This window comes from Streptomyces sp. NPDC026575 (assembly GCF_055567415.1).
In genome coordinates this window covers 406,081-424,606 of sequence record NZ_JBVHQM010000001.1, presented here as the reverse complement: position 1 = coordinate 424,606, position 18,526 = coordinate 406,081, and the positions used below count along the sequence as shown (strand labels likewise).

The following is an 18,526-nucleotide window of genomic DNA, read 5'->3' as shown; positions in this document are numbered from 1 at the left end:
CCGGTGAGATCTCGTACCCGCAGCTTGTTACTTGCTGCCGGCCTGTTCGGCGCTGTGGTCGGCCTGCCGTCGCTGTGCCCTGCCGCCGCCGCCCCGACTGCGTCGGCCGCCGATCAGGAACCGCCTGCCGCGGTCGAGGAGTTCGACTACCCGGACGCGGCGAAGATCCTCGAAACCAAGAAGATCAAGCTCATCAAGGGCGACGGCCACCTCCTGCTCGCCGATTGCGGGAACTCCCCTCAGCAGGTCAAGGTCTGGACGCGCGGCGGCGACTTCTGCTTCCAGGCCAACGCCAAGCACGGTTACGTCACCCTGGAAGTCCGCCAGGTATGGGCGCTGGAGACCGCGAGCCATCCCATCAGCGCCGACCTCACCTCCCGCGGCAAGACCGAGACGGTGAACGTCTCCAAGTCCGGCCCCCAGAACGGCTATCAGAGTGTCGGTGAAGGCACCACCAGCGACCCGACGGTGCTCGTCGAGCTTCGCGTCACCGGTTGACTCGGACCGGCAGTCCTCCCCGCGCCTCGCGCACCCGCCCGGCGCCCCTGATCGGGGCAGCGACCGGCTGGTTCGAGCAGCAGCCTCGACTGCGGCGCTCCCGGCCCGTCCGTTCCAACGGCCCACGCGGTAACTCACACCAAAGGAAAGAACATGTCTGGCATACGCTCTCGCCGAGCGTGGACGGCGTTATCCATGGCCGCTGCGCTCGCGAGCAGTGCACTGGTCACCGGCTCGGCACACGCCGTCTCGGGGGAGACCGCCGCGGACGCCGCCTATGCGTTCACCGCGAAGCTCGACATCGAGCGCGACGGCGGCAGGCGCAGTTGCTCTGGCGCGCTGGTCGACAAGCAGTGGGTGCTCTCCGCCGCCCGGTGCTTCGCCGCCGATCCCGGCAAGGACTTCAGGATCGACGAGGGCGCCCCCAAGGGAAAGGCGACTGTGACCGTCGGGCGCACCGACCTGTCGGGTGATGCCGGCAGCGTGAGGGACATCGTCGAGCTGGTGCCCTACGCGGGGCGCGACCTGGTGATGGCCCGGCTCGCCCAACCGGTGACCGGCGTGAGCCCTGTGACCGTCGGCACGAGTCCGGTCGCCACGGGGGAGCAATTGCAGGTGGCGGGCTTCGGTCGCACCAAGACCGAGTGGGTCCCGGACAAGCTCCACACCGCACCGTTCACGGTCGACGCGGTCCAGAACGCGACGATCGGCATCACTGGTAAGGACGCGGCGGTGTGCCAGGGTGACACCGGTGGTCCGGCCTTGCGTGACAGCGCTGGGCGCGTCGAGTTGGTCGCCGTCAACAGCACCTCCTGGCAGGGCGGTTGCCTGGGCACCGACCGGGCCGAGATCCGCACCGCCGCCGTGGATGTCCGGGTGGACGACCTGGCCGACTGGGTGCAAGGAGTGCGCTATCGACCGGTCTTCGCCGCCGCGCCGTGGGGGAAGGCAACGCACATCGCCTCGGGGTACTTCACCGGCGGCTCGGCCGGCGGCACCCGGCACATGGACATGATCGTGCGCTGGAGCGACGCGGAAGTCACCCTCTACCAGGGCTCCGACGACAAGGACCCGCGCCACCCCTTCTCCGCCGAATACCAGCTGGCCAAGGCGCCGGCACCGGGCAAGACGAGCATCTGGCAGCACGTCAAACAGATCACCGGCGCGAGTTTCGGTGGCGGATCGGACGGGCTGGTCGTGCGCTGGGGCGACGGGGAACTGACCCAGTACACCCACGTTGACGCCAAGGGCTTGCACGGTGAGAAGCAGCTCGCCAAGGCCGGCAACACCGTGTGGACGCACGCCCAGCAGATCACCGCGGGCCGCTACTCGACCAACCAGCAGCGTGACGATCTGCTCGTGACCTGGGACGACGGCCGCGTCACCCTCCACCCCGACCTGGACACCAACGGCGTGGCGGACAAGTCCCAGAAACTGCTCGCCAAGAAGAACACGACCTGGTCGCATGCCACTCAGATCAGCGCCGGCGAATTCACCGGGAAGCGGACCGGCGACCTGCTGGTGCGGTGGTCGGACGGCGAGGCCACCCTCTATCCGGGTGTCGATGCCGCTGGCTTCCACGGGGAGATCAACATCCGGCCGAAGAAGTCGGCCTGGATCAACGCGACCGTGGTGAACGCGGGGGCCTTCGTCGCCAACGAGCGTCCCCATGACGTCATCGTCCGGTGGGCCAACGGAAAGGTCGGGCTCTACCCGGCCGTGGACGCCACCGGAACACCCGACGAGGTCAAGATCGTCGGATGAGCCGCCATCGCGTGATGCGACGGGCCAGCGGTAGCTGACCGACGCATCACGCGGCATCGCTGGCACCTCCGGCAGGTCCGATCCGCCCGCACCCGCCCTCCCCACCGTGACATCACAAACGGAAGGTTCCGTGAGACGCATACCCTGGATGCGCGCCACTGTCTTGGCGCTGTGCACAACACTGGCTGTCACCTCCCCAGCCGCCGCTCTGCCCGGCGGGGTACCGGGCTCCGTCCCCGAATCCGCGACCACGAGTCCGCGAACGGACTCTCCAGGCACTGGGCATGACCCTCACCACGACCTGACCGAGGAACAGGACGACAAGGCAAGGGAGTCCCAGCGGTATTGGACCCCCGAGCGCATCCGCGCCGCAGTTCCGGCGGACACCCTTCGGTCCCGCATGACGGACAGCCCACCGCGGCCAGGAGCGGGCCAGCGACGCAAGCGGTCACTGGCGGGTGAGCCGACCCGTCAGGTACCCGAAGGCATCGCCACAGTGGGCGTGTTCTTGATCCGCAGTACGGACGGCTCACCCACGCCGGACCAGTTCTGCACCGCCAGCGCAGTGGCCTCGCTGACCAAGAGCCTGGTCATCACCGCAGCCCACTGCCTCAAGGGTGACACTCGCCACCGGGACTTCGCCTTCGTGCCCGGCTACCGCACGGGCGCATCGGCGAAGGACCAGGCGGGGGAGACGCCTTACGGCGTCTTCCCGGTCCAGGAGGGCGAGATCTGGATCGATGCCCGCTACCGTGCCGCCACCCCCGACGACGATGTCGACTTCGCCTTCCTGCGCGTCGGCCCCAACACCGCCGGCCAGCTCCTTGAGGACGCCGTCGGACGGGGTAACGAACTCACTTCCGTCCCCACGGCGAAGCTCGCACGCAAGAATGTGTCACTCATCGGCTACCCGGGTGGCCAGAAGACTCCGCTGCAGTGCAGCAACGACACCAACGCCTTCCAGGGCCGCTTCATGGAGATCGCCTGCGACGGCTTCCGCTCCGGCGTCAGCGGCGGCCCCTTCCTGGAGAACTTCGACGGCCGCAGAGGCGACCTCGCCGGCATCATCGGCGGCTACAAGACCGGCGGCCTGTACGACCACACCAGCTACGCCTCACAATTCGACGACGACGTCTTCCGGCTCTACCGGCAAGCAGTCACCGGCACGCCTCCGGACCCCGACCCGAGCACGGGAACGTCCATGGGCAGCGCCGACACCTGGACCCACGCCCGGGTCATGACCACCGGCCGATTCCAGGCCGACTCGGTACGCAACGACGTCGGCGACCTGCTCGTGGGCTGGTCCGACGGCGAACTCTCCCTCTACCCCGGCAACGGCACATACGGCTTCGGCAAGGACGTTCAGCTCCTGAAGGACAACGCATGGCAGCAAGCTGCGGTCATCACTGCCGGGAACTTCACCGGAGGAACCAACGACGACCTCCTGGTGCGCTGGACCGACGGCAGACTGACCCTCTACAAGGACGTCAACGCACACACCAAACTGACGGACAAGGTGGAACTCAAGGGTCCCAACAACACATGGACCCACGCGAGCACGATCGCTGCCGGGCGCTTCGGCGGAGGAAACACTCGCCGCGACGACCTCGTGGTCACCTGGACCGACGGTGAAGTAACCCTGTACTCCAACGTCGACGCCAAGGGGCTGCACGCCGAGAAGCAGCTCGTCAAGCCGCCCGACACCACCTGGCCACAGGCCCGGAACGTCTCAGCGGGCGACTTCCGCCCCGACACCGGAGACCAGGACCTCTTCGTCCGCTGGAAAGACGGCGAAGTCACCGCTTACGACAACATCACCGCAGCGGCCTTCGCACGCGATCACCGACTGCGGCCGGCCAAGTCCCCATGGCGCCAAGCGCTCCTGGCCACGGTCGGCACCTTCGGCGGACTCACCCGTCAGAACGACGTCGTCGCCCTCTGGCCCGGAGGGAAATTGACTCTCCACCCGGACACGACCAGCGCATCCCTGCCCGCCGAACGTGTCCTTGTACCCCAGTAATCACCCGGCCTTTCGGTGCCACCACAATGCTGTTCGTCCTGTTACTGCCGAACCTTGCGCCTCTGCCCCATAGGGCGACATGGCTGGCGTACCGTCGCCCGTATATCCCGGACCACCCCTGACCGCGAACGATCTCCGACGCCTCGTTGAGGATCCTGTCTTGGCACAGGCCGTCCAACGTCAGCCCAGGCAGAAGGTACTGGCTGACCCGCTGCGGCAGCGACTGCACGAGGTCTGCTGACGGAGCTAAACGGGGCCTTGGGCTGGATGCCTTGCCGTATCTCTTCGGCTTCCATTGGTGCCGGGTTACGGGCAGTGTTGTGGGTGGGGTGGGTTGACCAGCATCTATGCAGCTCAGAGGTGGTGCGGGGTGGCTTTGGTGTATGTGCATGTGTCACCACGTGTAACCACCTCTGGCAGGGTGGATGCTGACTCAATGCTGACTTCTCTGACGCATGGTCAGTTAGAACTGATGCTGTGTCAGTCTGGCGACTGTGTGCCTTTAATTGGGAGGCGGGTAGCCTCGCATGCCCGAGTGGCTGGGCGGCTCGAATTTTGCGGTTGGCTCGGGCCTAAAGGGTCTGCCCTGGGGGCGTTTGGCGTCCGGGGAATTTCGTCGGAGGTGCGGCGACTGACGGTGATGTGCTGGGGTGGTGCAGCAGAAGCGTCGTGGTGGTGGAGGGCTTGCATTTCCCCTGCGTCGTCAGCTCCGACCCCTGCTCCCCATCAATCATGGTGCGACTGTAACCGCACGGACGAAGCACCTCCCGGCCTGACGCTGAGACGGGCATGCGACCCACCGGACAGGCCCTAACAGAATCCGAACGGGTGATTGGCAGCGACCTGGGGCGCCCGCGGTCCGCCCCAAGGTAGTGATCACTCCATGACCCCCCAAATTCCCAGCACCCCGAAGATCCCTGAATTGGTTTTCAAGGCGGCGCTGGCCCTGATGACGGGCAAGGGCATGAACGCGATCGACGCCGTCGCGCAGGCGAAGAAGACCGTACCCGGAGCGGCGAAGCTCGACTCGAACGATGAGCAGGAACTGCGGCTCAAGCTGGACAGAACCACGGCAGATGTGTATTACGAGGTCCGTATCCTCACTGGAGCCGAGGATGGGGGCGGCACAGACTGCGACATCGAATGCCAGTTCCTCAGGGGCGGCAAAGGGTCGGGCTGGAAGCTGCTGGACATGGCCGGCAACGACTTCGAGCAAGGCGACGACGACACCTACCAGATGTTCACGCGTTGGGATTTCGGCACCCCGGAGCGCATCGCGTTCAAGACATCCGGAACTGACGCGTGGCTGATCCAGTGGGTCAACGTCAAGGACGGCAAGACCGTGTGGCACTGCCCGAAGCTGAACGCGACGAGGCAGTGGCTCGCCAGGCGACAACGAAACATGCACGACAACGACGACAAGTATCCGTGGGCGGTGAATGAGGTGAGTTTCTTCCTCGCGCCCGGCGAATGGGCCGTCAAGGGCGAACCGAACCCGGACTGGGAGGGCAGCCCCATGGCCCCCTCGGCGGAGTACCTCAAGCGGTTCTAGGGTCTGTCCGATGGACAAGGGTCGGAAAAGCCGCGGCGTCTGGTGTACTTCACTCGCTGTGCTCGCTCCGTCTCGGCTCCTCGATTCATCCTTCGGATGCCGAGCTGCATCGCAAGGCGCCGGAGCGTCATCGATGGGGACACCTCCCATGCCCTTGGGTCCCTACAGCCCAAGGCCGTGAAGTTACGAGGTCAGGGCGGCCGTCAAGTGTGCCGCGATCTGACTGAACGCAAGACGTAGGAAGCGGAGCCCCGGTAGAACGACTTGCCGACCAAGACGAACGGTTCAAACCAGGAGCTCCGCTGTCTGCTCAGCGTGTCATCACGCGTGAAATCGCGGTAGCCAAGGGTCTGTTCGCGCCCGGACATCTGGGGGAGCTCACCCAGATCGTCCCCTTCGAGATGATCGACGAGGTGCTGGCCGAGACCGGAGCGACCGAGCTGCGGCTGCGTAAGCTGCCTGCCCGTGTCGTGGTCTATCTGCTACTTGCCGCCGCGCTGTTCGAGGAGTGCGGCTACCTGGGCGTCTGGCGGAGACTCACCGCCGCCCTGAACCCGATACCGATCCCGAAGATCACCGGGGCGGCGCCGTGGGACGCGCGGACCGGCTCGGAGTGCGCCCGATGCGCGCCCTGTTCGACCTGCTGCGCGGCCCGGCCTGCGCGATCCGCACCGGCGGCACCCGCTGGAAGAGCCTGCTGACGGTCGCGGTCGACGGCACCTACTTCGACGTCCCCGACAGCCCCCTGCACCGGGCCCGCCTGGGCGAAGGCTCCAACCAGTACGCCACCTCGGGCTACCCGCAGATCTGTTTGACCGCGCTGGTCGCCTGCGGCACCCGCGCGGTCATCGACGCCGCCTTCGGCCCCGCACCGGCGGCGAGCCCGTCTATGGCAAGCGCCTGATGTGCTCCCTGCACACGGGCATGATCGTGCTCCTGGACCGCGGGTTCTCCTCCAACACCTTCCTCGAAGCGGTCAACGAAACCGAGGCCGCCTTCCTGGCCCGCCTCTCCTCCGCCCGCAATCCACCCCTCCTGGCCCGGCACGACGACGCCTCGTTCCTCTCCCGGATCGGCCCCGTTCAGGTCCGCATAGTCGAGTGCGAGATCACCATCTGCACCTCGGCCGGACGGCAGACAGGTCTACCGGATCGCCACCAACCTGCTGGATCACCACCGCTACTCGGCGTTCGACCTGGTCAGGCTGTATCACGAAAGATGGGAAGTGGAATCGGCCTACTTCGAGATCAAGAAGACGATGCTGGGCCGCCGTGTCCTGCGCTCACGCACCTGGGCCGGCATCGCCCAGGAGGTCTACCCCTGCTGAGCACCTACCAGCTCCTGCGGACAGTGCCGCTCGACAGCTGACCGACTGTGCGGCTCGCCGACCACATGGAAGCTGATCAGCGACCGGCGCGGCTCGGCGGTATGGAAGGTCACCGGACCCAGCCGGGCAGTCGCGGTGAAAATTGGGCACGGGGAGGGAGCAGCGGTCACCGCACGGGAAGCAGCCGCGCTGGAGCTGATGTCATCGGCCAAGAGCGGCCGCGGCCTGCGGCAGACCGGCCGCATCGTCCCGGATGTGCCGATCCGCCTTGAGGTTGTCGACGGCAAGGGCAAGGTCGTGCAGGCCCAGGACCTGAACTTCTACTACGCCGAGTTCTTCCACTACGCCAACAACTTCTCCATCCCCAAGGACGGCAAGTACAGCCTGCGCGCCACGCTGGAGCGGCCGACGTTCCTGCGGCACGGCGCCAGCGGTGAGAAGCCCGCGCTGAGCGAGAAGGCCACCGCCACCTTCCGTAACGTGGAACTCAAGTCGGGGAACTGACCGGTGGCACCGACCTCCGACAGGCCGATGGCCGCTCCGGCTCCCCCGAACGCCGGGGTGCCGGGGTGGGCCACGCCTGCCGACGGCGGTAGAGCACGCGAAAACCCACCCACACCGGTCTGGGCGCTCGCCGCCTTGGGAATCCTGAGCTGCGCCGCCCTGGCGGCCGTCTGCTGGGTGGCCGGTCACCTCCACGCCGACCCGCCGCTGCAGATGGCCGCCCGCTTCTTGCACCTCGTGGCGCTTGTCGTCGGGCTGGGGCTCCGTACTCGCCGTCGACTGGTTCGCCGTCCTGTGGATGCTCGGACGACGCCGACTGGCCGATGTCCCGCGCACCGCCTGCGCACTGCAGGTCCCGATATGGCTCGGACTGGCCGGGCTGGTCGTCACCGGTCTGTTCCTCCATCCGGACCTGGCATCGCCGCTGACCCTGCTCAAACTCGGACTCGTGCTGGCCATCACCCTCAACGGCCTCTACGCCCATTGGCTCGGGCAGCGTCTCGATCGGTGCGGGGACACTCCGGTGCCTCGTCCCCTGCGCATCCAGTCCGGTGTGGCCGCCGCCGTCAGCCAGCTCGGCTGGTGGGGCGCCAGCCTGATCGGCTTCCTCAACAGCCAGTCCTGACCTGCCGACAACCGCAGGTCCTGCCCTCCTGGCTCGACGCCACCCGACGACCACGTCCTAAGGAGACCGCGTGTTCGCCAACTACTTGATCGGCCTGCGCGAGGGCCTCGAAGCGAGCCTTGTCGTCTGCATCCTCGTCGCCTACCTGGTCAAGACCGGCAACCGGAGCAAGCTGCCGCCGATCTGGCTCGGCGTGGGCATCGCGGTCGCCCTCAGCCTGAGCGTGGGCGCGGTGCTGCAATTCGGCTCCACCCAGCTGACGTTCGAGGCGCAGGAGGCGCTCGGCGGCGGCCTGTCCATCCTCGCCGTGGGCCTGGTGACCACCATGGTCTTCTGGATGCGACGCACTGCCCGCCATCTGAAGGCCGAACTGCACGGAAAGCTGGACGAGGCCCTCGCCATCGGCACCGGCGCCCTGGTGGCCACCGCCTTCCTCGCCGTGGGCCGCGAGGGCCTGGAGACCGCTCTTTTCGTATGGTCCGCCGCGCAGGCCACGGACGACGGAGCCCGCCCGCTGACCGGCGCCGTCCTCGGCCTGCTCACGGCCGTCGTGCTTGGCTGGCTGTTCTACCGCGGTGCCCTGCGGATCAACCTCGCGAAGTTCTTCACCTGGACCGGCGCCCTACTGGTCGTGATCGCAGCCGGCGTCCTCGCGTACGGCATCCACGACCTGCAGGAAGCGAGCATCCTGCCCGGCCTGGACAACCGCCTCTTCGACATCAGCGCGACGATTCCGCCGGACAGCTGGTACGGCACCCTCCTGAAGGGCGTCTTCAACTTCCAGCCGAACCCGAGCGTGCTCCAGGCAGTCTTCTGGGCGCTGTACCTGGTACCAGTGCTCTCGCTCTTCCTGCGGCCAACCCGCGCGCCGGCCACCACACCGGCAACGGCCTAGTACCTCTATACGCCTTGACCGCCAACTTTGATCTCGTCGCACACGGAGGGCATGCCGACCTCCGAGAGGTTCCGAGAGGTCTGGACAAGGAACAGGTCCTCAGGCCGCTGAACTGGGGCTTCTGCGTGGAGCGGGTGACGGGGATCGAACCCGCGCTCCGAGCTTGGGAATCAAGGGCGCTTCGGGCGCGGATTCGTTCGCTGACCTGCGGTATTGGGCGATGCCGGGACTGGTGGGGGGTGTTCTGATCGCACCCCTGCTGCCCCTTGCGGACCGCTTTGAAGGGCACGGGTGGGGCAGGGCTGTCGGCGGAGCCTGAGCAGGATCGGGGGTCATGCATCGCCGGCCACTGTCATAGTCGCGCTGGGTCCGGCGTCTCCACGCCGAGTTTGTGTCCGCAACGCCGCGTACGCGGGCCTCGGCGGGGGCTGTGAATACGGGCGTCGGTGGCGATGCAGCGGACGTGGCCACCGGCCAGGTCGGGTGTGCCCGGCTTACCGTTCCCGTCCGCCATATGAGCGCGCTTGGCGGCAGGGCGTGTGAGCCCGTGCGCCGAGGGGAATCCGTTTTCTTCGCCGCTCCCACTCCTGGAGGTCTCCGTGGCCCATACCCTCGACGGCGCACCCCGCACCGGGTCCGAAGCGCCCGCAGCGGAGCGCTTTCAGGCCGTCGTCAGCGAGGCCCTCAGCCAGGACATCATCATGGCGGCCGACGTCCACGTGGACCGGGACAGCCCCGCCCCCGTCGCCGTCTTCCGCAATCCGTTCCGCCGCTCCAAGGACAGTCCGGCTCCGCACGAGGCGCTGGTCATCAGCAAGACCCAGGGCGCCACGGCGCTTCTGCACGTGGCCCCGGACCCGGCGTCGCCGAGCGGCTGGAGCGCAAGCGAGCCGTTTACAGCGGAGCACCGGCCCAGCGAGGTCGTGGTCATCGCGCGCACCGAAGGCCCGAAGCCGTACGTGGAGTGCTTCTTCCTGGCGGACGGCAACGCCTACCGTTCCTGGCTGACGGACGGGAAGACCTGGCACACACCCCAGCTCGTGGGGGCCCGGGACATGGGCATGAAGGCATTGAAGGTCTCGTACCTTGACCACGATGTTGCCGGTAGCGAGCGTCTGGAACCCGTGGTCTCGGCCGGCTACGGCGCGGGCGGCTATGTCCTCGGTCCGATGAAGCCCTCTTCGGTCCCCGTCAAGCTCGACGCAAACGCCCAGTTGGCCTATATGGGCGCTCACCGCTGGGTGGCCGCCATGGTCGACGACGAGGGCTATCTGGTGACCAACTGGGGCCGCTTCGGCAGTGAGGGCGGCAGGGACCGGCAGGTGCTCGAGGCGGGCCCGCGGGGCAGCGTCAAGCGCGTCGTCGCAGCCTTCGCCCATCCCCACCACGTCGTGTTCCTGGTGCAGAACACGAACAACACCCTCTTCATGTGGGATTGCGACAGTCAGGGCAAGACGTTGTCCCAGCAGCGGCTGGGGCCCGTGGTGCTCACCAGCCCGGCGGCCCATGTGTCGGGGACCCAGCACAAGGGACTGCTGCCCTGGGATCTGTACGGAGTCGACACCAAGCACCAGCTGTGGGCGCTGCGACAGAACCCCGACAAGCCCCACAACACCCATGGCGTGCCGAACTGGCTGCCGCCGCTCCCCCTCGACCAAGGGGTCACCGGGGTGGCGACCAGCGCCGAACCTGCCGACGTCCCCACACTGTTCTCGTGGGCCGAGGACCGCCCGGGGTTGCGCATGGAGACCCAGGACGCCGCGACCGGCATGTGGCGTGAGACCGCTGTACGGACGCCGCAGTCCAACGCGTACGAGGTCACGCACTACCGGGTCCAGGCAACTGTCACCAACGCGGCGGGTGTGCCCGCGGTGGGCAAGAAGGTGACGCTGCGCTGCGGCGAGAAGGCATCCGCCTGCACCGTCTCCGTACAGAACCATGTGGTGCTGCTCGGCCGGGAAGGCGTCGAACTGACCACGGACGCCTTCGGCAAGCTGGCCTTCGGAGTGACGCCCGACGGGCTGAGCAGTTCGGCGCTGGAACTCTCTGGTGAGGGACTGGAGACGGTCGCCATCCAGCCCGGGCATGCAGTGCACACCTACCTGTCCGGTACGGGCACACTGCGCGAGACCGATCCGGACGGATCACTGCCGCAGTTCACCAAGGACGGCAATGCACTGCGGGACGCCAAGAAGCGTGGGCCCGAGGGCGGTGCGCTGGCGCCGCGGGCACAGGACGATCAGCTGGCGACGATCGCCGCACAGGCGATCCAGCACACCGCCATGGTGGGCCTGGGCCGGCCCCTCACGGAGGGTGCCGCGGGGTTCCGCGTCATCATGCCGAGCCAGCCCGACGGAACGGCGGTGGCGGAGCCGGGCGCGCACAGGTTCGTCCTGCTGCGCACCGCGCGGGACATCGAGGAGCACCGTGCGGATCTGCGGCGCCGGGGCGACGGCGCCGAGGGGTATGGCTGGGCCCCGGTCGACTGGGTCGTGGATAAGTGGAACCAGGTCGTCGATGGCGTCGAGGGCCTCACCAAGGAGGTGTACCGGAAGCTCACCCAGTACGGCGGGGACTTGATGCGCGGCATCAAGAACGGCCTGATCAAGCTGGAGGACGCGGTCCTGGACGGAACCAAGAAGATCTCCGAGATCGCGGTGCGGATCGGGACCCAGATCGTGAAGGGCCTCAAGATCGCCCTGCACGGGCTGGAGCAGGCGGCGCACTTCGTAGCCGCCGTCTTCAAGAAGCTCCAAGCCCTGATCCAGCAGGTCATCGACTGGTTGAAGGCCCTGTTCGACCTGCCGGCGATCTGGCGCACCAAGAACGCGCTTGAGGAAGCCATCACCGGCATGGTGCCCCTGATGCGGGGCGGGGTGGACCGGGCCAAATCGGCCGTGGACAGGTGGATGGACCAACAGCGCGGCAATGTCGGCGAGTACATGGGAGCCATCCGCGAGCACGAACACGGCAAGACTCGGCTCGGCTCGGTCCCCGGCTGGGACGACGCCATGAAGGTCGTGCGAGCCGGCGGCAGTCTCCACTCCAACTGGATCCTGGACAAACTGATGAGCGCCGGCGGCGTCGACCTGCCGGACAGGAAGCAGGACGACGCGGTCGAGAGGGCGGCGGCCGAGCTCGACAGGAAGGTCTCCGAAATCCAGGGAGACTTCCTCCGGGCCACTGAGCAACTCGTCGTCGCGATGCAGGGCCTGGGCTCGCACGAGGCATTCAGCAAGAAGACCCTGGCGGATCTGGCGGATGCCTGCGCTCCCACTCTGGAGGCGCTCATCGGCACGGCGAAAGCCCTACTGGATACCTTCGCCGATCTCCTCAAGGCGGCACTGGACGCCTTCGAGCGGATGCTGACCAGCGAACTCGGCGGGGTCCTCGACGACATCTGGAAATGGATCTGCAGGCTCATCGGCAAAGACCACGCGCCGCTCACCCTGGCGGGCTTCGGGGCCCTGCTCGCCGCCCTGCCGGTCACCTTCGGCTACAAGATCGCCAAGGGAGATGCGAAGGCGGAGCCCTTCCCCAAGGGCCGGCTCCCCCGTTTCCTGTCGGGCGGGTCTGACGACACGGACCTTGACGAGGCCGACGCCACGAACCCGTTCGGCGCCATGGCCCTGGCGGCAGGGCTGTTGCAGGTCGTCTCCCTTATCCCGGCCCTCGCCGGCGACCTGATGAGTGATGCACCGGGCTGGCTCACCGGGGTCGGCCTCGCCTGGGCGGGCGCCGTCTTCCTCCTCGCTCATGCCTCGATGGAGGCCGGGGCCTGGAAGGACATCACCGACCTCGGTGTCCTGTGGACCGTCTTCGCCGGGGTGAGCGGAACCGCGATCATCGGGGCGGCGATCGGCGCCGTGGTCATGTACTGGAGCAAGCGCAAAACGATCGGTCCGATCCTGCTCAGCGTGTTCGGTGGCGTGAGCCTGCTCTGGGCGGGCTACCAGATCTACGCCCGCAAGGTGACGGGTGCCGGGCCGGTCACGGCCGCGGTCATGTCCCCGATCGCGCCGCTGACGGCCTTCCTGAACCACCCGGAGTGCCGCAACGAATACACCGTCCCCCTCAAATGTGTGATCGACGCGGTCTGCAACGCGGTGCCGGGCACGCTGGTGGTGATGGAAGCCAGCCGGCGCAGCAGCGTCGTGCTCGGCTAGAGAACAGGCAATCCCCAGGCCCACGACCTGGGGATTGTGCCCAGAGCGAGCGCCTGGCTCTCGGTCACCTGACCGGGAGCCGGCTGCGTCGCTGGTGAGCTGAGTCCCGCCCAGTGCTGCTCACGTCGCGATGTCAAGGTCAGCGATGAACGCCTCATCGTTTTTTGAAAGTGGATTCGCGCAGCGGTCGTCAGTTGGTGGCGCGGATCACAGAAGCGCGTTTCGCTGTCGTCATCCCACGGCTATGCGCACCAACGAACTCGCCATCGCCTACCCACCGCGGTTTTTGATGAGCCAGAGGGATGCCACCGTGAAGGCGATGTCACACAACTCCCGCTGGACCAGGTGACGTATGGGCCGCTGGAGGCAGCAGTACCCTGGTGCCACAACTAGCACCGAGCCTCGAGCCTGGACGCTGCGGAGGTCTGGACCACGGCGTGCCGCATGACCCTGGGGAGCCGGCCCGTTTCCCGGCGTGGCGCCGCCAATGCTGACTTTGTGCTGACTTGCTGACCTTGAAAAGCCCCTGACCTGCAACGATGCCTTGCCATGCCTCTTCGGCTTCCACTGGCACCGGGTTTGGGGCAACGTTGCGGGTGTAGTGGGTTGGCCAGCGTCTATGCAGCTCAGAGGTGGTGCAGAGCGGATTGGTGCATGTGCATCTGCCGCCATCTGTCACCGCCTCTGGCAGGGTGCATGCTGACTCAATGCTGACTTGACTGACGTGACGTCAGCTTAGTCGGATAAGGCGTCACATCAGTCGCGTCGCGTGCGTGGGATCCAGCAGCGGACGGGCTCGGATGCTGAGCGCATCAGCTGTCGGTCCCCTGCGGACAGCCCTGGGCGGAACTCGCGGGTTAGGCGGTTGGTAGAAATTTGCGCAGGACCGCGAGGTGGACGATGCGATTGCCGCAATACCGGCACGTGTACTGGTCGCGTTTGTAGATCCGCACGAGCTGCCCCATGGGGACATTCCCGTGCCGGGGGATGGTGGGCCAGCCGAAGGCAATGGTGGGGATTGGCCAACCGCCCTTCCTTATCTGCCTCGACCCGAAACGCTAGTGGCGTGCTGGAACGCATTTCGGGTCTTGTCGGCGCGGTCGTTGGTGCAGCCGCTCCTGTCATCGTGGGGCGGATGCAATGCGGCGTGGCCCAGCGCCTGCTCAGCCAGGTGGGGCTTCATGACCACGGCACGGCTGTTCTCAGACCCCGTGATCCACTTGCACCGAGCGTCCAAGACTCGGGGGAAACGCCATTTCGCGGGTGCCATCCGTCATCCTTGAGGGATGGCACGACGCGGTCGCACAGCACGCCTCCGGATCAGCTCGCGATGCTGTTCCTTCGAGTGACGGGGCTTGTCTGGAGCGCTGCCTTGACGCGCTCTGCGGCGCGTTCGCCGGAAGCCAGCGCTGAGTTTGTTGTGCTGAACGAGAAGTAGTCGCCGGCCAGCTGGACGCGCGCTTGGGGAGCGAGGCAACGGATGAACTGCTGCAGTTCCTGGTAGCCGCCTGCTGGCCGGACAAGGCCGGCCAACGGGTGGTAGTGCACCAGGCTGGTGGTCTGGTGGGCGGTGATGTGTTTGGCCAGATCGGGGATGGACCTGCCGAGTACGTCGAGAGCCGCGGCGGTGACCTCTTGGTCTTTGCTGTCCCGGTGCAGATGACTCCAGTGGGGATGGAAGCGAAGGGAGATCAGGCCCTTGCCGGCGGGCACCCGGCCGGGCGCACGGATGTGGTCGATCGTGACGTAGTTGAGGTCGGGGTTCTCGCGCGGTGGGCAGAACGCTGCCAGGTAGTCGACCGGCGGAGGGCTGTCGAGTCCGAAGTGGACTCCGAGGTCGGGTGCGTAGCGTTGTTGGGACAGGTAAGCGCGCTGCGTGGCCGACAGCCCGGGAACGATGCCGGGGACCTGTGGTGCGGGTACGGCGACCACGCACGCCTCGGCTTCTTCCACCTGAGGGGGCGCTGTCCCTTCCTGCCAGCGGACGCGAACACCACCGGACCTCTCTTCCACGCTGGTCACCTGGGCGCCCAACCGGACAGGGACCTGCTCGGCCAGCCGTCGCGGCAGGACATCGATGCCCCCGTCGAAGTTGAAGCACCGCTTCCCGATCAGTACTTGTGCGGCGATGAATGCGCCCATGACCGACAGTTCGTTTGCGGGGGCGTAGTAGAAGGCTGAGCACAGCGGGCGGATCAGATAGTCCGTCACCTCTTCGCTGAGCCTTTGCGAACAGTAGTCCTCCACGCTCCGGTCATCGAAGGCCGCGCCACCCGACATGTCGTCGAAGCGGATGGAGCCGGCGATTCGGTGGGCGTCTTTGAGGAGGTTGAGCGCGGCGAGCTTGGCCCGCCAGCTCAGCAGGCCGGTGCGCAGGAGGTCGGTCCGGCGGTGGCAGCGGAACTGGTGGACTTTCCCATCGCGCACGATGCCTACGACGTCGCTGCTGGCACGCATCTCCTTTTGAAGCCCGGCGTCGGCCAGAAGGTTGACCATTTCACGATAGTTGTAGGACAGCCACATGGCGCCCAAGTCCAGCTGGTAGCCGTCGTGAGTGAGGGTGCGCATGCGCCCTCCCACGTGCTGATCGCGTTCCAGCACGGATACCGAGAAGCCCGCTTCCTGCAGTCGGAAGGCAGCGGCCAATCCGGCGATTCCGGCGCCCACGACGACGACTCGCCGTTGCTTGCCCGCCAGCTCGGTGGGCCTGTTGGAGGTTTCCATTGCTCGGCCTTTCTCCTTCAGTGGGTGCGTGTCCCATACCGGTGGTTCGTGGCCTGTGTTGCTACGCGGTACCGGATGGTGGCAAGGGACCAGTCGAGCTCACCCCGCATCATGTACTCGATGCCGGATCTGCATCCGTCCACCACCGCGCGCTCTTCCGCGGCCACATCGAGCCGTTGGTACATATCAGGAAGACGGGCCGCGTGGCTGAGGTATTCCGCCACGCGATGCGCGAAGAGCTTCTCCGCGGCAGTGACGGCCTGCTGCAGGCCCTGGTTCGCATTCTGCGCCATGAGCAGAACCAGGTTGTGTTTCTCCTTGCCGGCGACTTCCTTGCTGAGACTGATCAGGTCATTCATTACGCACATGACCAGCCCTGCTGTGCGCACCAGTTCGCGGTATTCGGGTGCGGCGCGAACACGGTCGGGAACAAGGCCCCCGCCCTGTTCGAGCTCCACAAGGTCGATGACCGCTCCCCAGGCGAAGGTCTCCAGGCGCTGCTCCGTGTACTCCGTGAGCGATGGGAAGTGTTCCAGGGTGCGCTGGTGCACCTCACGCGCAACGGCGGTGGCGAAGACCGTCAGGTTGTCGGCGATCTGCGGCCACAGTCGTTCCCGTGCGGCGAGGATACGATTCATGATCGACTCCAGTGCGAACAGCAATGGCCCGGAGCCCTGTGGTACGCCAGCGCCGTGGACCACAGCGGCTACCTCGGTCGCGATGGCCTTGGCGCGTACGGGGTCCCGCCCGAGACGCCCGACGTCGAACTGGTCATCGAAGAGGTACATCCAGATGATGAGTTCGGCGATCAGTTCCAGGTCTGCCGAGTTCGCCAACGGGTAGACCCTGGCCAGAAGTTCGTCGTACCGGGCGGAAGTAAACCGCTCGACCGCTTCCGGTTCTTCTATCAGACCGAGCTCTGTAACCCACTGCGTGAGGTAGGAACCCAGCCGGTCGGCGTGAGGGTTGCGTCCCGCCGGGAAGGGCAGGTGTAGTTCGGGATGATTTATCTCGCGCATACCGTCGAACCAACCCCTGTCTTGATTTCTTTGATCGTTCGACTCCGACATCCTCATTAACTCCTCGCAAGGCGAGTGGCAATTCTTATGCCACCTTCGCTGCCGTCGAGGGAACTCCTTTCTCGCTGCCTCGTGCACGTCGTTCAGGCATGGAGGGGTGACGGTTACGGTGCGCCCCTAATTCACCTTCACCGGCAGGGATCGCAGCCCGCGGATTATTACGCCATTTCTCCAGTGGAGGTCACTCTCGCGGAAGTCTCCTCGGATCTCACCAGTGCCCCTGAACAGTGCATTGAAGCCGACCTCGCCGAAGAGCCGGGAGTAGTGTGCCCCTAGGCAGTAGTGAATTCCACGGCCAAAGGTCAAGTGGCCGGTGGCATCTCGCTCAATGTCGAACGCGTCAGGGTCTGGAAATTTTCGTTGGTCGCGGTTTGCCGCCGCCAGGGATACGAGGATTGCCTGTCTGGCACCTATGGCCATGTCTCCGATTTTCGTTTCCTCGGTGGTGTACAGGGTCGGCGCGGTCTCCACAGGTCCTTCGAACCGCAGGGTCTCCTCGACGAGGGCCGCGACGAGAGTGTGGTCACTGCGGACTTTCTCCATCTGGCCGGGGTGGCGGAGCAGCGACAGCACTCCGTTTCCGATGAGATGCACTGGGGCCTCGTAGCCCGTGAGCAGGATGAGGAAGGCCGTTGCGATGATCTCCGCGTCGGTGAGTTGCTCCTGTTCGTCACAGGCGGCAACGAGGTGACTGATCAGATCGTTCGCCGGAGCGGCGCGTTTCACCGCGACCAGTTCGCGCAGGAGATCGTAGATTTTCTCCAGTGCGTGACCGACCTGCGGCCGTTCCTCCGGGTCCGGCGTGGCGCAGTGATCCATCCAGCGGAAGAATTCCGTGCGGCATGCTGGATCCAGCCCGACGAGATCGCTAATGACGGTGACGGCGAAGGGGACGGAATAGTCGGCGATCAGATCGGCCCGGCCTGCGGCGACAATCTGGTCCACGAGACGGTCTGCGACGTTTTCCATCTTCCGCCGCATGCTGGTCACCTGCCGCGCGCTGAATGCCGAGGACACCAGTCGTCGAAGCCGTGTGTGTTCAGGGGGATCACTGTTGAGCATATGGCGTTCAACCATGCTCCTCACATGCCCTGCGGTGGTTCCCCAGCCCACCGCCGTTCCGTTCTCTTGGTGGCCAACCCGGCTCGACCTCGTGTCGGTGAGCGCAGCAACGGCTTCGTCGTATCCGACGACGAGAATGGCATCTGAGCCCTGCGGTGTCGTGATCAAGTGCGCCGGTGCTGCATGACGCATCGATGCGTACAACGCATGGGGGCATTGTTTCGCCGTCGTGGAGAACGGCTTGACATTGGGTTCAGGCGCATTCGAATCAGGCTCCCTCTTCATGCCACCTCCCGAATCACTCAGAACG

At 66.3% G+C, this 18,526-nt stretch carries 14 protein-coding genes; 11 read left to right on the top strand and 3 right to left on the bottom strand.

Going from position 1 to position 18,526, the window contains the following annotated elements; translation table 11 throughout:
* Positions 1–3 precede the first annotated feature (3 nt).
* From ACZ4NB_RS02010 to ACZ4NB_RS01960, 11 genes are all read left to right on the top strand, one after another.
* Complete coding sequence (locus tag ACZ4NB_RS02010; RefSeq protein WP_467657671.1) at positions 4–498, top strand: hypothetical protein; 495 nt, start codon at positions 4–6, stop codon at positions 496–498.
* A gap of 195 nt (positions 499–693) precedes the next feature.
* Positions 694–2,262 carry a S1 family peptidase gene (locus ACZ4NB_RS02005; RefSeq protein ID WP_467657669.1) on the top strand — a complete coding sequence of 523 codons (1,569 nt, stop codon included), beginning with the start codon at positions 694–696 and terminating at the stop codon, positions 2,260–2,262.
* 508 nt (positions 2,263–2,770) lie between these two features.
* Positions 2,771–4,282 (top strand): trypsin-like serine peptidase, encoded by a 1,512-nt coding sequence (locus ACZ4NB_RS02000; protein WP_467657668.1) that lies wholly within the window; start codon positions 2,771–2,773, stop codon positions 4,280–4,282.
* A gap of 883 nt (positions 4,283–5,165) precedes the next feature.
* The gene (locus tag ACZ4NB_RS01995) at positions 5,166–5,834 is read left to right on the top strand and encodes a PLAT/LH2 domain-containing protein (protein ID WP_467657666.1); all 669 of its coding nucleotides are present in this window, start codon (positions 5,166–5,168) and stop codon (positions 5,832–5,834) included.
* A gap of 401 nt (positions 5,835–6,235) precedes the next feature.
* Complete coding sequence (locus ACZ4NB_RS01990) at positions 6,236–6,535, top strand: transposase domain-containing protein (RefSeq protein ID WP_467657665.1); 300 nt, start codon at positions 6,236–6,238, stop codon at positions 6,533–6,535.
* On the top strand, positions 6,424–6,738 hold the full coding sequence (locus ACZ4NB_RS01985; RefSeq protein WP_467657664.1) for a hypothetical protein: 315 nt from the start codon (positions 6,424–6,426) through the stop codon (positions 6,736–6,738). Before ACZ4NB_RS01990 ends, ACZ4NB_RS01985 begins: the two co-directional genes overlap by 112 nt.
* A gap of 246 nt (positions 6,739–6,984) precedes the next feature.
* Positions 6,985–7,161 (top strand): transposase, encoded by a 177-nt coding sequence (locus ACZ4NB_RS01980; protein ID WP_467657756.1) that lies wholly within the window; start codon positions 6,985–6,987, stop codon positions 7,159–7,161.
* 198 nt (positions 7,162–7,359) lie between these two features.
* Complete coding sequence (locus ACZ4NB_RS01975; protein ID WP_467657663.1) at positions 7,360–7,665, top strand: iron transporter; 306 nt, start codon at positions 7,360–7,362, stop codon at positions 7,663–7,665.
* 244 nt (positions 7,666–7,909) lie between these two features.
* Positions 7,910–8,290, top strand: a complete 381-nt coding sequence (locus tag ACZ4NB_RS01970; RefSeq protein WP_467657661.1) for a hypothetical protein — start codon at positions 7,910–7,912, stop codon at positions 8,288–8,290.
* A 70-nt stretch (positions 8,291–8,360) separates the two neighbouring features.
* On the top strand, positions 8,361–9,185 hold the full coding sequence (efeU, locus tag ACZ4NB_RS01965; protein WP_467657660.1) for an iron uptake transporter permease EfeU: 825 nt from the start codon (positions 8,361–8,363) through the stop codon (positions 9,183–9,185).
* Between the two features lie 599 nt (positions 9,186–9,784).
* Positions 9,785–13,351, top strand: a complete 3,567-nt coding sequence (locus ACZ4NB_RS01960) for a hypothetical protein (protein WP_467657659.1) — start codon at positions 9,785–9,787, stop codon at positions 13,349–13,351.
* 1,320 nt (positions 13,352–14,671) lie between these two features.
* On the opposite strand, the gene ACZ4NB_RS01955 is transcribed toward ACZ4NB_RS01960, so the two are convergent.
* The 3 genes from ACZ4NB_RS01955 to ACZ4NB_RS01945 all read right to left on the bottom strand — a co-directional run bounded on the left by ACZ4NB_RS01955 (position 14,672) and on the right by ACZ4NB_RS01945 (position 18,501).
* Positions 14,672–16,075, bottom strand: a complete 1,404-nt coding sequence (locus ACZ4NB_RS01955) for a protoporphyrinogen/coproporphyrinogen oxidase (RefSeq protein WP_467657658.1) — start codon at positions 16,073–16,075, stop codon at positions 14,672–14,674.
* A gap of 17 nt (positions 16,076–16,092) precedes the next feature.
* Positions 16,093–17,145, bottom strand: a complete 1,053-nt coding sequence (locus ACZ4NB_RS01950; RefSeq protein WP_467657656.1) for a terpene synthase family protein — start codon at positions 17,143–17,145, stop codon at positions 16,093–16,095.
* A gap of 126 nt (positions 17,146–17,271) precedes the next feature.
* Entirely contained in the window at positions 17,272–18,501 is a 1,230-nt protein-coding gene (locus ACZ4NB_RS01945; RefSeq protein ID WP_467657655.1) for a cytochrome P450 family protein, read from the bottom strand.
* Positions 18,502–18,526 lie beyond the last annotated feature (25 nt).

Excerpts from the sequence above, each read along its gene's own strand:
- ACZ4NB_RS02005 (WP_467657669.1), top strand. The coding sequence starts at position 694 with ATGGCCGCTGCGCTCGCGAGCAGTGCACTGGTCACCGGCTCGGCACAC.
- ACZ4NB_RS01995 (WP_467657666.1), top strand. The coding sequence starts at position 5,166 with ATGACCCCCCAAATTCCCAGCACCCCGAAGATCCCTGAATTGGTTTTC.
- ACZ4NB_RS01990 (WP_467657665.1), top strand. The coding sequence starts at position 6,236 with ATGATCGACGAGGTGCTGGCCGAGACCGGAGCGACCGAGCTGCGGCTG.
- ACZ4NB_RS01975 (WP_467657663.1), top strand. The coding sequence starts at position 7,360 with ATGTCATCGGCCAAGAGCGGCCGCGGCCTGCGGCAGACCGGCCGCATC.
- ACZ4NB_RS01955 (WP_467657658.1), bottom strand. The coding sequence starts at position 16,075 with ATGGAAACCTCCAACAGGCCCACCGAGCTGGCGGGCAAGCAACGGCGA.
- ACZ4NB_RS01950 (WP_467657656.1), bottom strand. The coding sequence starts at position 17,145 with ATGTCGGAGTCGAACGATCAAAGAAATCAAGACAGGGGTTGGTTCGAC.
- ACZ4NB_RS01945 (WP_467657655.1), bottom strand. The coding sequence starts at position 18,501 with ATGAAGAGGGAGCCTGATTCGAATGCGCCTGAACCCAATGTCAAGCCG.